Source organism: Brevibacterium sp. JSBI002 (genome assembly GCF_026013965.1).
Lineage (GTDB): Bacteria > Actinomycetota > Actinomycetes > Actinomycetales > Brevibacteriaceae > Brevibacterium.
This window is the reverse complement of record NZ_CP110341.1, coordinates 872,006-886,009: the sequence shown is the minus strand read 5'-3', so window position 1 is coordinate 886,009 and position 14,004 is coordinate 872,006. Positions and strand designations below refer to the sequence as shown.

The 14,004-nt window shown below is 64.1% G+C and carries 14 protein-coding genes; 1 reads left to right on the top strand and 13 read right to left on the bottom strand.

Features of this window, described 5'->3' with window-relative positions:
* Nucleotides 1-144: 144 nt before the first annotated feature.
* Nucleotides 145-822, top strand: coding sequence for a Crp/Fnr family transcriptional regulator (locus LJ362_RS03860; protein WP_264800849.1), 678 nt, complete (start codon nt 145-147; stop codon nt 820-822).
* A gap of 133 nt (nt 823-955) precedes the next feature.
* Here LJ362_RS03860 and LJ362_RS03855 read toward each other — a convergent pair whose 3' ends face one another.
* The 13 genes from LJ362_RS03855 to LJ362_RS03795 all read right to left on the bottom strand — a co-directional run bounded on the left by LJ362_RS03855 (nt 956) and on the right by LJ362_RS03795 (nt 13,924).
* The gene (locus LJ362_RS03855; RefSeq protein ID WP_264800848.1) at nt 956-1,723 is read right to left on the bottom strand and encodes an MBL fold metallo-hydrolase; all 768 of its coding nucleotides are present in this window, start codon (nt 1,721-1,723) and stop codon (nt 956-958) included.
* Entirely contained in the window at nt 1,720-2,616 is an 897-nt protein-coding gene (locus tag LJ362_RS03850; RefSeq protein WP_264800847.1) for a hypothetical protein, read from the bottom strand. The genes LJ362_RS03855 and LJ362_RS03850 overlap by 4 nt, the downstream gene beginning before the upstream one ends.
* 66 nt (nt 2,617-2,682) lie before the next feature.
* On the bottom strand, nt 2,683-3,156 hold the full coding sequence (locus tag LJ362_RS03845) for a RidA family protein (protein ID WP_264800846.1): 474 nt from the start codon (nt 3,154-3,156) through the stop codon (nt 2,683-2,685).
* A gap of 49 nt (nt 3,157-3,205) precedes the next feature.
* Nucleotides 3,206-3,361 carry a hypothetical protein gene (locus LJ362_RS03840; protein WP_009883339.1) on the bottom strand — a complete coding sequence of 52 codons (156 nt, stop codon included), beginning with the start codon at nt 3,359-3,361 and terminating at the stop codon, nt 3,206-3,208.
* A gap of 279 nt (nt 3,362-3,640) precedes the next feature.
* Nucleotides 3,641-5,983, bottom strand: a complete 2,343-nt coding sequence (locus LJ362_RS03835) for a transglycosylase domain-containing protein (protein WP_264800844.1) — start codon at nt 5,981-5,983, stop codon at nt 3,641-3,643.
* Nucleotides 5,984-6,086: 103 nt separating this feature from the next.
* Complete coding sequence (locus LJ362_RS03830; RefSeq protein ID WP_264800843.1) at nt 6,087-7,034, bottom strand: metallophosphoesterase; 948 nt, start codon at nt 7,032-7,034, stop codon at nt 6,087-6,089.
* Nucleotides 7,035-7,119: 85 nt separating this feature from the next.
* Nucleotides 7,120-8,028, bottom strand: coding sequence for a metal ABC transporter permease (locus LJ362_RS03825; RefSeq protein WP_264800841.1), 909 nt, complete (start codon nt 8,026-8,028; stop codon nt 7,120-7,122).
* The gene (locus tag LJ362_RS03820; RefSeq protein ID WP_264800840.1) at nt 8,025-8,894 is read right to left on the bottom strand and encodes a metal ABC transporter ATP-binding protein; all 870 of its coding nucleotides are present in this window, start codon (nt 8,892-8,894) and stop codon (nt 8,025-8,027) included. The genes LJ362_RS03825 and LJ362_RS03820 overlap by 4 nt, the downstream gene beginning before the upstream one ends.
* A 2-nt stretch (nt 8,895-8,896) precedes the next feature.
* Complete coding sequence (locus LJ362_RS03815) at nt 8,897-9,979, bottom strand: metal ABC transporter solute-binding protein, Zn/Mn family (RefSeq protein ID WP_264800838.1); 1,083 nt, start codon at nt 9,977-9,979, stop codon at nt 8,897-8,899.
* Between the two features lie 344 nt (nt 9,980-10,323).
* Nucleotides 10,324-11,376 carry an aspartate-semialdehyde dehydrogenase gene (locus tag LJ362_RS03810; protein WP_264800836.1) on the bottom strand — a complete coding sequence of 351 codons (1,053 nt, stop codon included), beginning with the start codon at nt 11,374-11,376 and terminating at the stop codon, nt 10,324-10,326.
* The gene (locus LJ362_RS03805; RefSeq protein ID WP_264800835.1) at nt 11,373-12,698 is read right to left on the bottom strand and encodes an aspartate kinase; all 1,326 of its coding nucleotides are present in this window, start codon (nt 12,696-12,698) and stop codon (nt 11,373-11,375) included. The genes LJ362_RS03810 and LJ362_RS03805 overlap by 4 nt, the downstream gene beginning before the upstream one ends.
* 363 nt (nt 12,699-13,061) lie before the next feature.
* The gene (locus LJ362_RS03800) at nt 13,062-13,295 is read right to left on the bottom strand and encodes a helix-turn-helix domain-containing protein (RefSeq protein WP_264800834.1); all 234 of its coding nucleotides are present in this window, start codon (nt 13,293-13,295) and stop codon (nt 13,062-13,064) included.
* The gene (locus LJ362_RS03795; RefSeq protein ID WP_264800833.1) at nt 13,295-13,924 is read right to left on the bottom strand and encodes a DUF2975 domain-containing protein; all 630 of its coding nucleotides are present in this window, start codon (nt 13,922-13,924) and stop codon (nt 13,295-13,297) included. The genes LJ362_RS03800 and LJ362_RS03795 overlap by 1 nt, the downstream gene beginning before the upstream one ends.
* Nucleotides 13,925-14,004 lie beyond the last annotated feature (80 nt).

The following is a 14,004-nucleotide window of genomic DNA, read 5'->3' as shown; positions in this document are numbered from 1 at the left end:
CTCCGGGAATGGTGTGGACAGGAGCAGTGATGGGCGATGCAGGAGAGGTTTTCATACTGATGGGCCACACTCCCGCGTCTTTGCTGGTATCGATGCAGATGACCAGGTAGATTTATGTGTGATTATCACGACAAGGAGGAACCAGTGGATATTGAAGTGGTGCGGGGCGCGACGCTCTTCGCAGGTCTGGACGATGAAGCCACCAGTGCATTGATGAAGTTCATGAACCCGCGGAGTCTCCGTCGGGGAACCGCGCTCTTCCATGAGGGCGATGCTGGTGACGAGCTCTACATCGTCTCCTCGGGCAAGCTCAAGATCGGCCGTGAGTCCTCCGACGGCCGTGAGAACCTGCTGTCCGTGGTCGGCCCCGGCGAGATCATCGGCGAGCTCAGCCTCTTCGATCCGGGCCCACGTTCGACCTCTGTCACTGCCGTCTCCCAGTCGGAGCTGCTCAGCCTCAAGCACGAGGACCTCACCACTTGGCTCAACGAGCGCCCGCAAGCCGCGATGAACCTGCTCAAGGCTCTCGCCCAGCGTCTGCGCCGCACCAACGAGACCGTCGGCGACCTGGTCTTCTCCGATGTGCCCGGCCGTGTCGCCAAGGCCCTGCTCGACCTCGCAGCCCGCTTTTCGAAGCCGGCTCCCGATGGTGTGCTCGTCGCTCACGACCTCACCCAGGAAGAGCTGGCTCAGCTCGTCGGTGCTTCCCGTGAGACCGTGAACAAGGCGCTGGCCGACTTCGCTGCCCGAGGCTTCATCCGCCTCGAGGCCCGCTCCGTCGTCATCCTCGACATGGACAGGATGCGCAACCGCGCCCGCTGATCCTCCTCGCGGTGTCCCGCCTCAGTGGTCCGTGGGCGCCGCAGTGAAAGGACGCCCCAGCCGATCCGGCTGGGGCGTCCTTCGTGTTCGGGGCGTGGTGTCAGCTTGCGCTGTTCGAGCCCTTCCGCAGCTCTCAGGCGTCGTCGGCGGCGGGCAGGGCGTCGAGGTAGGCCAGCTGAGCCTTGACGATCTGCTCGGCCGCCGGCCGCACGCTGGGGTCGACGTCGTGGTAGACGATGTCGCATACCTCCGAGGCCGTTTTCGCGCCCTGCTCCAGTGCCGCTTTGACCTGCTCGATGCGTTCGAGTCGGTGGGAGCGGTAGTAGTCGATCACCTCGGCGGGGGCGTCGATGCGCTCACCGTGGGCCGGCTCGATGATGGCGAACTCCCCGGCGTCGAACAGCTCCTTCAATCGGTCGAGAGAGGTCAGGTAGTCACTCAGGGAGCCTTCCGGGTGGGTGACGATCGTCGTCCCCTCCCCCAGGATCGTGTCGCCGCTGTAGAGGGCCCCGGCATGGATGAGGCTGATGCTGTCGCTCGTGTGCCCGGGGGTGGCAACGACGCGCAGCACATCGGCCGGAGTGCCGCCGAAGGCGATCTCGTCGCCGTCTCCGACCGGATCCGTGTGACGTGCGAATCGCTCGAGCACGGCATAGACGGGAACTTCGGGGGCCCACTGCTCGATGCTCCCGAGCATCTCGGAATGGTCAGCGTGCTGGTGGGTGAGAACGATCGCCGCCAGATCACGGTCGGCCACCTCGGCAAGGAAGGCATCGCGGTGACCGGCAATCTCCGGGCCCGGATCGATGACGACCGCGGACGAGTCATCCTGGCTGGTGAGCACGTAGGTGTTCGTACCGGTCAGGGTCATCGGGCCGGAGTTGTTCGCACGGATTCTCATGAGTCGTCGTTCTTCTCGTCTGTCGTTTCGTCATCGTCGTCGCCGCTGAATGTCAGGAAGCCGGGACTCTGGTCGTTGTCGGTCTCGCCGACGGCCACGGCCCGGTCGCGCAGGCTTCCCTTGCTGTGAGGGTCCTTGCCCGTGTGGATGACGACCTTCCAGTCGCCGTCGTCATCGACGATCTCCGGACGCAGCGGGTGGACGTTGCGTATCTGCGCCATGGCCGCACCCACGGTCGGGACCTCTGCGAGGCTTTCGACGATGATGCGGGCGGCCGCGCCGATGCGGTCGGGGTCTCCTCCCACCTCGGCGAGAATTTGGCCGGGGCGTTTCCAACCGGCGGAGGTCTCATTCGGCGACAGGAAGTCGACGTCCTGGCCGAAGGGCACGGTGGCGATGAAATAAGTGGTGTCGAACCGGTGCAGCTGGGTGGGGGTGTTGATCCAGCGCAGCCACGGTTTGCACAGATCGGGGCGCAACCGCAGGTCACGGTCGCGTAATACCTGTGACCAGGACACTTCGTTCGAGAACAGTCTCGATCGGGTGGTGTGCCAGTCCGTCTGCGGTGTGGCCACGATCTCCCGGTCGACATCCTCGGCGAGCAGGATTCCGGTGGCCGCGAAGGTGATGCGGGCGGCCGCGGAGAAGTGGTGCAGGGCGCGGGATTTGTTCTCGATGCTCAGCGCACGGGCGCACCGGGCCGAATTCCATCCGGCCAGAGGCAGCTTCCGCACATCACCCGGGCGCAGGCTGCTGGTGGGAAATGCCCACCGGTTGCGGTCCTCGACGCCGCGGGCGTCGAGCTGCCGGGTGATGAAGATTCCAGCCCGTCCGCGGAGTCCCTGATCAGCACGATCGCCGAGGTGGGGCGCGGGGCCTCCGGGACGGGCCACCGTCCGTCGGACTGCCAGTGGTCAAGCAGCCACCGCAGTTCCGACGAAACGGGAAGAGTACGTCCGCTAAGCGGCATCGCCTGAGACCTCGACGATGACTTCGACCTCGACGGGCGTGCCCAGCGGCAGCGTGTTCACGCCGACCGCGCTGCGGGCGTGCTGCCCACGGTCTCCGAAGATCTCACCGTAGAGCTCGGACACGCCGTTGATGACGGCCGGCTGCTCGGTGAAGTCGTCGGCGGAGTTGACGAAACCGGTGACCTTGACGACGCGCACGATCTTGTCGAGATCGCCGATGACTCCGGCGATGGCTGCCAGTGCGTTGAGCCCGGCGGTGCGTGCCAGCTGGTAACCGGTGTCGAGGTCGACGTCCGTGCCCAGGTGACCGGTCGCAGGCAGCTTGCCGTCGACGACGGGCAGCTGGCCCGAGGTATAGACGTAATTGCCGGTGCGCAGGGCAGGGACGTAGGCGCCGGCTGGTGTGGCGATCTCCGGCAGTTCGAGGCCGAGTTCGTTCATGCGCTCAAGGGTCTTCGACATTGTTCTTCTTTCGGTGGGGGTGAGGTGTCTGTTGTCCGGCCGGTTCAGATCACTCTTTGGGGCGTTTGAGGTAGGCCACGAGTCCGTTGTTGTCGGGGCCGGGGACGACCTGCACGAGTTCGTATCCGTCCTCGCCCCACTGGTCGAGGATCTGCTTCGTCGCGTGGACGATGAGCGGCACGGTGACGTATTCCCACTTGGTCATGGTTCTCCTCAGTTGTCGGTGCGTCGCCGAGGCGGTCCGGATGATCCGGCATGACCAGGCTTTCCTGGTGCGGTCGACGACGCTGGTCCGATCCCCACACTAGCCCAGACTGGGCACGCTGGGCACCTGTGTTCCGTGGGCGGCGGTCACGGCTGATTCGCCGCGGCGACACCCGTGAAAGTGAGACAGTGAAGGCGGGGAGGATCTGGTCCTCCCCGCCTGCACCGGAACGGTCTCCGCTGGGTTCTATCGGCCTGTCACGACCGGCATCTCATCGGCTCAGTTGCCGCCGAGGCCAGGCGCCTCGCCGCCACCGTCACCGCCGTCACCGCCGTCACTGCCGCCGTCACTGCCGCCGCCTCCGTTGTTTCCGCCGCCGCCTCCGTTGTTTCCGGAGTTGCCGCCTCCACCGCCGCCGTTGCCGCCGCCACCGGTGCCGCCACCGCCGTTGCCGTGGCTTCCGCCACCGCCACCGCCGCCTCCGGTGCCGCCGCCTCCGCCTCCGGTGGACGAACCGCCGCCGGAGCCGCCGCCGGAGAAGTACTTGTTGCTGGGCCTCGGGAACCCGGTGTTGCCCTTGGTCTCCTTCACCGCCTGACTCATGTATGCCTGCCAGGTCTTACCGGAGATGGTCGCACCGTAGATGTGGCCTCTGACGGCACCGGCGCCGTTGGTGCGCCAGTCGCGAGTACCCCCCGGATCACCGGTCCACACTGCTGTGGACAGGGTTTTGGTGAAGCCGAGCAGCCAGGTGTGACCGACCTCGAAGTTCGTCGTACCGGTCTTGGCGCCTGCCGGCACTCCGATCTTCAGCGAGCTCGTCGTACCGCCGTTGAACGTCTGAGTCAGCGCGTAGGCGACGCCCTTGGCCACTTCCTTGTCGAGCACTCGCTTGCAGCCTTCACCGGGCAGGTCGAGTTTCTCGCCGTTGCGGTCCTTGATCTCGATGATCGGCTTCGGTCCGCAGAATTCGCCTTCGTTCGCGAAGGTCGCGAACGCCGCGGCCATGGCGATCGGGGTGGTCTCCGTCGTACCGAGGATCGACGACGGTGACAGTGCTTGGATGAAGCCGGACTTGTCCTTGTAGTCGAGCGCTTCTCCGCTGCCGTAGCGGATGCCGAGGTCCATCGCGGTATCCATGATGTCACACATGTTCAGCTGGTTGCCCATGGCCGCGTAGCCCGTGTTGACGGACTTCTTCGTCGCCTCGAGCGCGGTCATCGAACCCTTGCCTTCACCGTCGCCGGCGTTGTTCGGGTCCCAGTCTCCGCCCATATTCGGACAGCCCTCGTACTTCCAGGAGCTGGCCGGGAAATTGCGCTTCGTCGCATTGACGGTGGTGTTGAGGCTCTTGCCTTCCTTCAACCATGCCGTCAGGACGAAGGGCTTCCACGTCGAACCGACCTGGAAGCCACCGCCGCCGTTGTGCTTCTTGTCGACGGTGTAGTTGATCGAGGTCTTCTTGTTCTTGTCCTTCTTCTTCACCTCGCCTGCCGTGTACTCACGGTTCTCTGCCATGGCGATGACTTCACCGGTTCCAGGTTCGATCGTCACCAGGGCATGGCCGGCGCCGGAGGGGTCGCCGACGGGAACGCGCTTCTTGATCTCTTTGTCCGCGATCTTCTGGATATCGGGGTTGAGGCTGGTCTTGATCTTCAGACCGCCACGTTGGAGGAAGGCCAGGCGTTCGTCAGCCGTGTCGCCGAAGGTGTCATCATTCATAATGACGTTCTGAACATAGTTGCAGAAGAATTCTGCCTTGCTCTTGGCTGCCGAACAGCCGTTCGGAGTCTCATGCAGGTCGAGGTCGAGGTCGGTCTTGACCGCCTTGTCGTATTCCTTCTGCGTGATGTGGTCGTACTTGAGCATCTGCCCGAGCACGGTGTTGCGACGCTTGAGCACCTGGTCGGGGAACCGCTGCGGGTTGAACGCCGAGGGGTTCTGCACGATTCCGGCGAGCATCGCCGACTGCTGGATGTTGAGATCCTTCGCGTGGATGCCCCAGTACCGGTAGGCGGCGGCTTCGACACCGTAGACGTTCGGGGAACCCGAATAGTTGTTGATGTTCATGTAGCGGTTGAGGATTTCCTTCTTGTCGTACTTCTTCTCAACCGCGACAGCGAGTTTGGCTTCGCGCAGCTTACGCGCGTAGCCGGCGGTGCCTTCGGACTCCTTCGCTGCTTCCACGCCTTCGGCGTTGTCCTCGGCGTGGGCGTTCTCCGCCAATACGTTCTTCACGTACTGCTGGGTCAGTGTCGATCCGCCCTGAGTCGTCGAGGACACCATGTTGTGCACCGCTGCACGGGCGATACCCTCGATGTCGACGCCGCCGTGTTCGAAGTACCGGTAGTCCTCGACCGCGATCGTCGCGTTCTGCATATCCTGCGAGATCTTATCCAGCGGGACCTCCTGGCGGTTCTGCCAGTAGAACTCCGCGAGCTCGGACCCGTCGGCGGCAAGCATCGTCGACTTCTCACCGAGGTCCTTGATCTCCAAGGTCGCGGGGAGTGAATCGAAGATCTCGACAGCGCTGTTCGCACTGGCTGTTGCGACCCCGACTCCGGGAATGGCCAGACCGGCAGCGACGATTCCCGCCACTGCGCTGACGGCCACGAACTGCATGAACGCGCCCATTTTTGTTGGTGGGGCGTTTGACTCAGGAGACACCATGACAGCCAGTTTAACGAATTCGCCTTGTGCAAATCTTCAGAAACCGCTGAACGGGCTAGGCCTTTGCGACGAGTTCCAAGACGCTGACTTCGGGTCGGCAGGCGAAACGCACTGGTGAGTACGGTGAGAAGCCGAGTCCGGCGGAGATGGCGACGAGGCTCTTCCGGTACGGAAAGACTCCGCGTGCGCGTGTCCGATCCAGGTCGCAGTTCGTCACCGGCGCACCCCAAAAGGGAACGCGGATCTGTCCCCCGTGAGTGTGTCCGGCCATGATGAGATCCGCCCCCGCCGAGGCGAACGCCTCCAAGGTCCGCGAATACGGGGCGTGTGTCACGCCGACCCTGAGGCCGGCCTCGGGATCGAACCGCGGATGCTCAAGCTCGCCCTTGCCGGGTTCTCCCCCACTCCAACGGATCAGGTCGCGGTCGATATGGGCGTCGCCGAGCCCGGAGAAGTGGATCCGGGTGCCCTTGATCGTCAGGGCCGCCTCGGTGTTGTCGAGGAAATGCCATCCCTGACCGCCGGCCGTAGAGTCCGACGGGGATGTCGGTTCTTCGAATCCGCGGACGAGGGCCCCTACGTCGAGATCGGGGTTCACTCGGTGTTTGACCTCAGACGGCGAGCGCAGATACTTCGCGGGATTCTTCGCCTGCGGCGAGAAGAAGTCATTCGACCCCAGGACGAAGACACCGGGTGTGTCGAGCAGACCGGAGAAGACGTCGAGGACGTCGGGCACGATGTCGGCCGAGAGGTTGTCTCCGGTGTTGACGACGACGTCCGGTTCGAGCCGGGTGAGCGCTTTGACCCAGGAGGCACGGTGCTTCTGCCAGGGAGCCAGGTGCAGGTCGGCGACGTGGAGAATCCGGACGGATTCGGCTCCGGCAGGCAGGATCGGCAGGGTGTGGCGACGGATGGCGAAGAGGTGCGGTTCGATGACCGCACCCCAGATTCCGGCGGCCGTGGGGGCGGCAAGAGCACCGGCGAGGAGAGCGCGCTTCTTCATTCCCCCAACTCTATCCGCTCCCAGTACTACCTGACGGCGGCCCAGCAACCTCGCGCCAGGTTGCTGGGCCGCCGTCAGGTAGTAATTAGGGGGTGGGGATGGGGGTGTTGTGCTCTTCTGCGGCGCGGTGGGCGCGGCGGCGGTGCAGGGATTTCATCCGGCGACCGCCGACGAGGCGACAGACGACGTAGATGAGGAACGAGATCGTCGTGACGAACGGGCTGATCGGGACCACCGGCGAACCGAGCGCGATGAGGATGCCACCGACCGAGGCGGTCACGGCGAAGATCACGCTGAGCACCGGAACCCACACCGGAGAGGCCGAGAGCTGAGTCGCCGCGGCGGCGGGAGTGATGAGGAGGGCGAGGACGAGGAGGACACCGACGACCTGCACGCTCAGCGCCACTGCGACGCCGAGGGTGAGCATGAAGACGATGGTGAGCACACTGACCGGCACACCCTTAGCCCGTGCGACCTCGGGGTCGAGGCTGGAGAACATGAGCGGACGCCAGACGATCGCCAACACCACGAGTACGGCCAGCGCGCAGGTGATGAGGGTGAGGATCTGGCCGGGGGTGATGGCGACGATCTGGCCGGTGAGCAGCCCGAACTTGCTCGCCGCTCGCCCGTCGTAGAGGGCGAGGAAGAGGATCGCCAGTCCCAGGCCGAAGGGCATGAGGACGCCGATGATCGCGTTCTTCTCTGAATCCTTGGCCCCGCCGATGCCGATGATGAGTGCGGCGACGACGGACCCGACGATCGACCCGGTCACGACGTCGAAGCCGACGAGCAGAGCGAAGGCGGCACCGGCGAAGGAGAGTTCGGAGACCCCGTGAACGGCGAAGGGGATGTCCCTAGCCATGACGAAGACGCTGATGAGGCCGCCGACGACGCCGAGCAGCGCCGCGGCGATGAGAGAATTGGCCAGCAGCGCCACGAGCTCGCCGTAATCCTCGAAGGTGAAGAGGTTGGCGAAGATCTCAGGAATGCTCATCGGTTCACCACCGTCCCGTCGAGGTCGAAGGAGTCATCGGGCAGGTTGTGGTGGTCGACGCATTCCTCTTCACCGCCGACGACGACGAGGCGGCCGCCGACGCGGACCACTTCGACCGGAGCACCGTAGAGGCGGGACAGCGATTCGGTGGTCATCACCTCGGCGGGGGTGCCGATGAGGAAATGCCCGCCGACGATATAGAGTACCCGGTCGACATACGGCAGGATCGGGTTGATCTCGTGGGTGACGAAGACGACGGCGGCATCGCGTTTGACCCGCTGTTCGTGCAGCAGCGCGGCCACCACCTGCTGGTGGTGCAGATCGAGGGACAGCAGCGGTTCGTCGCAGAGCAGCACCGTGGGATCGTTGGCCAGGGCCTGGGCCACACGCAGTCGCTGCAGCTCACCGCCGGAGACCGTGCCGGCGGGGGCGTCGGCATAGTCGGTGGCGCCGACGGAGGCCAAGAGGTCTTCGACCTTCTTCTTTCGCCCCCGGGACAGCAGGCCCATCCCCCACCGGTGACCGTCGATGCCCATGCGCACCAGATCGCGGCCGCGCATCGGAGTGTGCGGATCGATTCCGCGCTGCTGCGGAATGTAGCCGATGGCGGGATTGCCCTTGTGGACTTCCCGACCGCCGACCTCAGCGGTGCCGGCCGACAGTGCATTCTGTCCCAGCAGCACCTTGAGCAGGGAGGTCTTGCCGGTGCCGTTGGGGCCGAGCACGGCGAGGAACTCCCCGGGCGCGACGTCGAGGTCGAGATCGTGCCAGAGCACACGCGGACCGAACCGCAGTTCGGCGTCGCGCAGTCGAATCACCGGCTCCCGTGGTGTTGCCGGTGCGGAAGCGTCGGATTCCTTGGCCATGTTCAGTGCTTGTGCCCTTCGAGTGCGGTTGAGATTTCGGTGATGTAGCCGCCCATCCAATCGGCATAGTGTGTTCCCGAAGGCATGGTCTCGGCGAGGTCGACGACCGGGACGTCGGAGTCCTCAGCGGTGGACTTCAAGGCCTCTGCCTGCGGACCTGCCGCTTGAGTATTGTATCCAAGCAGCACGGCATCTCCATCGGAGATCTGCTTCTCCGCGGCCTTGAGCACCAGCGGCGGCACATCATTGCCCTCTTCGACCGCGGCGAGGAACTCCATCGAGGTGACGTTCTCGAGCCCCATATCGTCGAACAGCCACAGAGGGATCGGTTCGGTCGCGGCGACCTTCTCGCCGCCGTGTTCCTTCTTCACCGCATCGATATCGTCCTGCAGCGCGGTCAGCTCCGCCTTGTACTCTTTCGCATTCTCCTCGAACTCGCCCTGATGTTCCGGCAGGGCCTCGCCGAGGTGGGTCGCCGCCTCGTCGACGAGCTTCGTCATCGTCGGGACCGAGTACCACAGGTGTTCGTTGAATGATCCGTGATCATGACCTTCGTGGCCCTCTTCATCGTGGCCCTCATCGTGGCCTTCATCGGCATGTTCGTGATCATGTGCCTCCTCACCCTCGTGAGCGTGCCCACCGCCGTGGGCCTCCTCGTCGTCATGGGCGTCGCCGTGATCATGGTTGTGCGGTTCGTTGCCGAGACCTTCCGAACCGGGCAGGCCGGAGATCGAAACGGTATCGATGATGTCGACTTCGGCACCGGAGGCATCAAGCATTCCGGTCATGAATGCGTCGTAGCCGCCGCCGTTCTGAACCACGAGGTCGGCCTTCGACAGTTTGAGACGGTCCTGCGTGGTTGCCTCGTAGGAGTGCGGATCCTGGTTCGGATCATCGATGATCGGGGTCACCTCGGCGAAATCACCGGCTACTTGAGAGACGATGTCGGCGTAGACGTTCGTCGAGGTCACTACGCGCAGAGCTCCAGTGTCGGCTTCGGAGGCCTGACCCCCGCAGCCGCTGAGGACCAACGTCGCCGAGGAGGCGATGGCAGCGGAGGTGAGAAGAATGCGCGAGGAGGTCATGAGGAGCCTTTCTGAGGCATCGAGGATGAAGCAACATCGTCGACGATACTCAGATCGAGGGCCCGCCACTAATATAAATATTTATATATAGCAAAGCTTTTATATGTTGCGGGCGAGCGCTCACTTCCGCTCGTTCAAGGCAGAGCCCACATCAGCGCCCGTCTACCGTGTGCAATCCGCGTTTGCGCTTGAACCAGTTCGGCAGCCCTGCACAAGCGCGCGTGCCCCTGAACGAGCCGCCGGAGATGACGAACCGCCCGGAAGCAGGTGCTTCCGGGCGGTTGCGATCCTCAGCGGACTGCTGCACGTCACCGGTCAACGCCGACGATCAGCAATCGAGCCGCTCAGGCGGCCTTCGCCTCGAGCTTCTTGGCCAGCAGGGCGGCGATCTGCACGGTGTTCAGTGCCGCACCCTTGCGCAGGTTGTCGTTGGAGACGAAGAGGACGAGCCCCTTGCCTGCCGGTGCCGACTGGTCGGCGCGGATGCGGCCGACGTAGCTGTCATTCCGACCCGCGGCCTTGAGCGGGGTCGGGACCTCGTCGAGGGCGACTCCGGGAGCCTGCGACAGGATCTCGGTGGCCTGCTCGGGGCTGATATCGGAGTCGAATTCGGCGTGGATGCTCAAGCTGTGTCCGGTGAAGACTGGCACGCGCACGCAGGTGCCGGCGACCAGCAGGTCGGGCAGGCCGAGGATCTTCCGGCTCTCGTTGCGCAGCTTCTTCTCTTCATCGGTTTCGTTCTGCCCGTCGTCGACGACCGATCCGGCCATCGGCAGGACGTTGAACGCAATCGGTTCGACGTAGTTGTCAGGCTCCGGCAGGCTCACCGCGTTTCCGTCGGTGGTGAGCCTGCGCGCATCGGGCAGACCGGCTTCGAGCTGACCGGCGAGCTCCTCGACCCCGGACAGACCCGAACCGGACACTGCCTGGTAGGTGGCCACGATGAGACGGCTCAGTCCGGCCTTGTCATGGAGAGCCTTGAGCACGGGCATGGCGGCCATGGTCGTGCAGTTCGGGTTCGCGATGATGCCCTTGGGCGGCTCATCAAGGGCATCCGGGTTGACCTCACTGACGACGAGCGGAACCTCCGGGTCCGAACGCCACGCCGAGGAGTTGTCGACGACGATGGCACCAGCCGCGGCGAAACGCTCGGCCTGTGCCTTCGACGTCGCCCCACCAGCGGAGAACAGGGCGATATCGAGTCCGCTCGGATCCGCCTCGGCGGCATCTTCGACGGTGATCGGCTGACCCTTGAAGTCGATCGTCTTCCCGGCCGAACGGGCCGAGGCGAAGAGCCTCAGGGACCCGATCTCGAACCCGGGATCGTCGGCCAGCAGGTCGAGCATGACTCCGCCGACCTGGCCGGTCGCACCGACTACTCCGATATTGACGCTCATCGTCCGGTACCTCCGTACACCACTGCTTCGTTGTCTTCACTGTCGAGTCCGTAGGCGGCATGAGCGGCACGGACCGCGTCGTCGAGCAGGTCTGCTCGGGTGACGACGCTGATACGGATCTCCGAGGTGGAGATCATGTCGATATTGACCTGGGCTTCGCTGAGCGCCTCGAAGAGGGTCGCGGTCACGCCCGGGTGGGAGCGCATTCCGGCGCCGACGACGGAGAGCTTGCCGATCTGGTCATCGTAGCGGACCTGGTCGAAGCCGATCTCTGCCTTCACACCGTCGAGGGCCTCAAGCGCCTTGGCCCCGTCGTCCATGGGCAGGGTGAATGAGATGTCCGTCTTCCCCGGCTCGCGGGTGGAGATGTTCTGGACGATCATGTCGATATTGGCTTCCTGCTTGGCCAGAGTCTTGAAGATCTCAGCGGCCTTGCCGGGGACATCGGGAACACCGACGATCGTGACCTTGGCTTCCGAGCGGTCGTGGGCGACGCCGGAGATGATTGCCTGTTCCATGGTGGACTCCGTTTCTGGTTCCGCTGCCGGGGTCGATGATCCCCGGCCCTGGCGGAAGGCTTCGGGGATGGGTGAATCGGTCACCCAGGTTCCTTGGTTGCGAGAGAATGAGGACCGCACGTGCACCGGCACGTTGTAACGGCGGGCGTATTCGACGCAGCGGAGCATGAGGACCTTGGCGCCCGAGGCGGCCATCTCCATCATCTCTTCGTAGCCGATCTCATCGATCTTGCGTGCCGAGGGCACGATCCGCGGGTCGGCGGTGAAGACGCCGTCGACGTCGGTGTAGATCTCACACACATCGGCGTCGAGCGACGCGGCCAGTGCCACAGCGGTGGTGTCGGAGCCGCCGCGGCCGAGTGTGGTGATGTTCTTCGCAGTCTGGCTGACGCCCTGGAATCCTGCGACGATGGCAACGTATCCCTCGTCGAGAGAGGACCGGATGCGGCCGGGGGTGACGTCGATGATTCGGGCCTTGCCGAACTGCTCATCGGTGATGACTCCGGCCTGGGAACCGGTGAAGGACTGGGCTTCGAAGCCGAGGTTGGCGATCGCCATGGCCAGCACCGCCATCGAGATGCGCTCACCGGCGGTCAGCAGCATATCGAGTTCGCGGGCAGGGGGCATGGGGGAAACCTGTTGGGCCAAGTCGATGAGATCATCGGTACTGTCACCCATGGCCGACACCACGACAACTACTTCGTGGCCGGCTTGACGGTACTCGACAATTCGTTTGGCCACCCGCTTGACCGATTCCGCATCGGCTACCGAGGACCCACCGAACTTCTGGACGACTATGCTCACTGCAGTATCTTCCTTATCGCTGATAAGTTCCGTGCCAGGCGATCGATTCCATGGTTCCAAACATGGAGGTCTCGTGCTGCATCGATCAGGATTTCAGCCGTGTCGGGCTCCCGGCACCTGAACCATTGTATGAGGTAGGTCATTCCGCTTCACCTTCGCCCGTCATTCAGACACCGCCTGACCGGGCTGAATGTCCGCACCTGCAGACCCGAGCGTTGACTGTGCACATAGGCGAGACGGCGGTTGGTCACCGGGCGTTCAGCCCCCGCTCAGAAATCGTTATAAACGAGGCATCGTGGAACGCCCGATTCACTCGCCGAGGCGGCCCGCCGGCTTCGTGCCGACGGGCGCTGCTCTTGACGGTCAGCCCGACCGTCGCTCCACGGTGAAGAGGTCACCGGGCTGACAGTCGAGGACCTCGCACAGAGCGATGAGAGTGGAGTAGCGCACGGCCTTCGCTCTGTTGTTCTTGAGCACGGAGAGGTTCGCGAGCGAGACCCCGACGCGTTTGGACAGTTCGGTCAGGCTCATGTCTCGCCGGGTCAGCAGACTGTCGAGGTGGCAGATGACCCGGGATGAGTCGAATTCCTCGACCATCACACGAGCCCTTCGAGCTCTTCTTGAGCTTCGCGTCCTGATCTGAAGCACCGCCGCAGCAGTTCGGCGCCGCCGACGACCCCGAGAACGAAGAATGCGTGAACGACGGTGATTACCGGCCCGACTTCATCAGCGATACCGATATCGGCGGAGATCCAGTTGCCGCCGGGAACCTTGGCGATGAAGTGGAGAATCCACCCGATCGCCACGATCCACTCGAACGCCGCGAAGGCGCGGGATGCCCGGGGCGTGAAGGGTGTTCCCGCCGCGATGTCACGGATGACAGGCACCAAGGAGATCGCGGCCGCCAACACGGTGAGGATAAGAGTGACTTCGACGATGGTCACCAGCACAACCGCCCCGGTCGAGACGTCGGACATCGGAACGACGATCTCGGTGAGTCCGGACAGGGATGCCGCTCCGTTCCCGGCATCGAGCAAGGAGGGTGCGCCGTCGGAGAAGTCCACCGCCACCGCCACTTCGGAGCGGATCATTCGCGTGACGAGATCAGTGACGGCATAGATGACGTAGAAGCCGACCGCCAAACCGATCCATAGTTCGTAACCTGTTCCGAACGCCTTGCGCTTCTGAGGTTCGTCGTGCGGCTGCTGTTCCTCTGTCGGTGACATGACAACGCCTCCCCGTCCCGGCGTGGGGCAGGCGAGCTCTTCGCCGTCCTTCGCCGAATCCGATGACTTATCGTTCTTCG

What these genes read in the sequence shown, in the direction of transcription:
- LJ362_RS03845 (WP_264800846.1), bottom strand. Translation starts at nt 3,156, where the DNA reads ATGTCGAAGACCCTTGAGCGCATGAACGAACTCGGCCTCGAACTGCCG.
- LJ362_RS03840 (WP_009883339.1), bottom strand. Translation starts at nt 3,361, where the DNA reads ATGACCAAGTGGGAATACGTCACCGTGCCGCTCATCGTCCACGCGACG.
- LJ362_RS03795 (WP_264800833.1), bottom strand. Translation starts at nt 13,924, where the DNA reads ATGTCACCGACAGAGGAACAGCAGCCGCACGACGAACCTCAGAAGCGC.
- LJ362_RS03855 (WP_264800848.1), bottom strand. Translation starts at nt 1,723, where the DNA reads ATGAGAATCCGTGCGAACAACTCCGGCCCGATGACCCTGACCGGTACG.
- LJ362_RS03810 (WP_264800836.1), bottom strand. Translation starts at nt 11,376, where the DNA reads ATGAGCGTCAATATCGGAGTAGTCGGTGCGACCGGCCAGGTCGGCGGA.
- LJ362_RS03830 (WP_264800843.1), bottom strand. Translation starts at nt 7,034, where the DNA reads ATGAAGAAGCGCGCTCTCCTCGCCGGTGCTCTTGCCGCCCCCACGGCC.
- LJ362_RS03820 (WP_264800840.1), bottom strand. Translation starts at nt 8,894, where the DNA reads ATGGCCAAGGAATCCGACGCTTCCGCACCGGCAACACCACGGGAGCCG.
- LJ362_RS03825 (WP_264800841.1), bottom strand. Translation starts at nt 8,028, where the DNA reads ATGAGCATTCCTGAGATCTTCGCCAACCTCTTCACCTTCGAGGATTAC.
- LJ362_RS03815 (WP_264800838.1), bottom strand. Translation starts at nt 9,979, where the DNA reads ATGACCTCCTCGCGCATTCTTCTCACCTCCGCTGCCATCGCCTCCTCG.
- LJ362_RS03835 (WP_264800844.1), bottom strand. Translation starts at nt 5,983, where the DNA reads ATGCAGTTCGTGGCCGTCAGCGCAGTGGCGGGAATCGTCGCTGCCGGT.
- LJ362_RS03800 (WP_264800834.1), bottom strand. Translation starts at nt 13,295, where the DNA reads ATGGTCGAGGAATTCGACTCATCCCGGGTCATCTGCCACCTCGACAGT.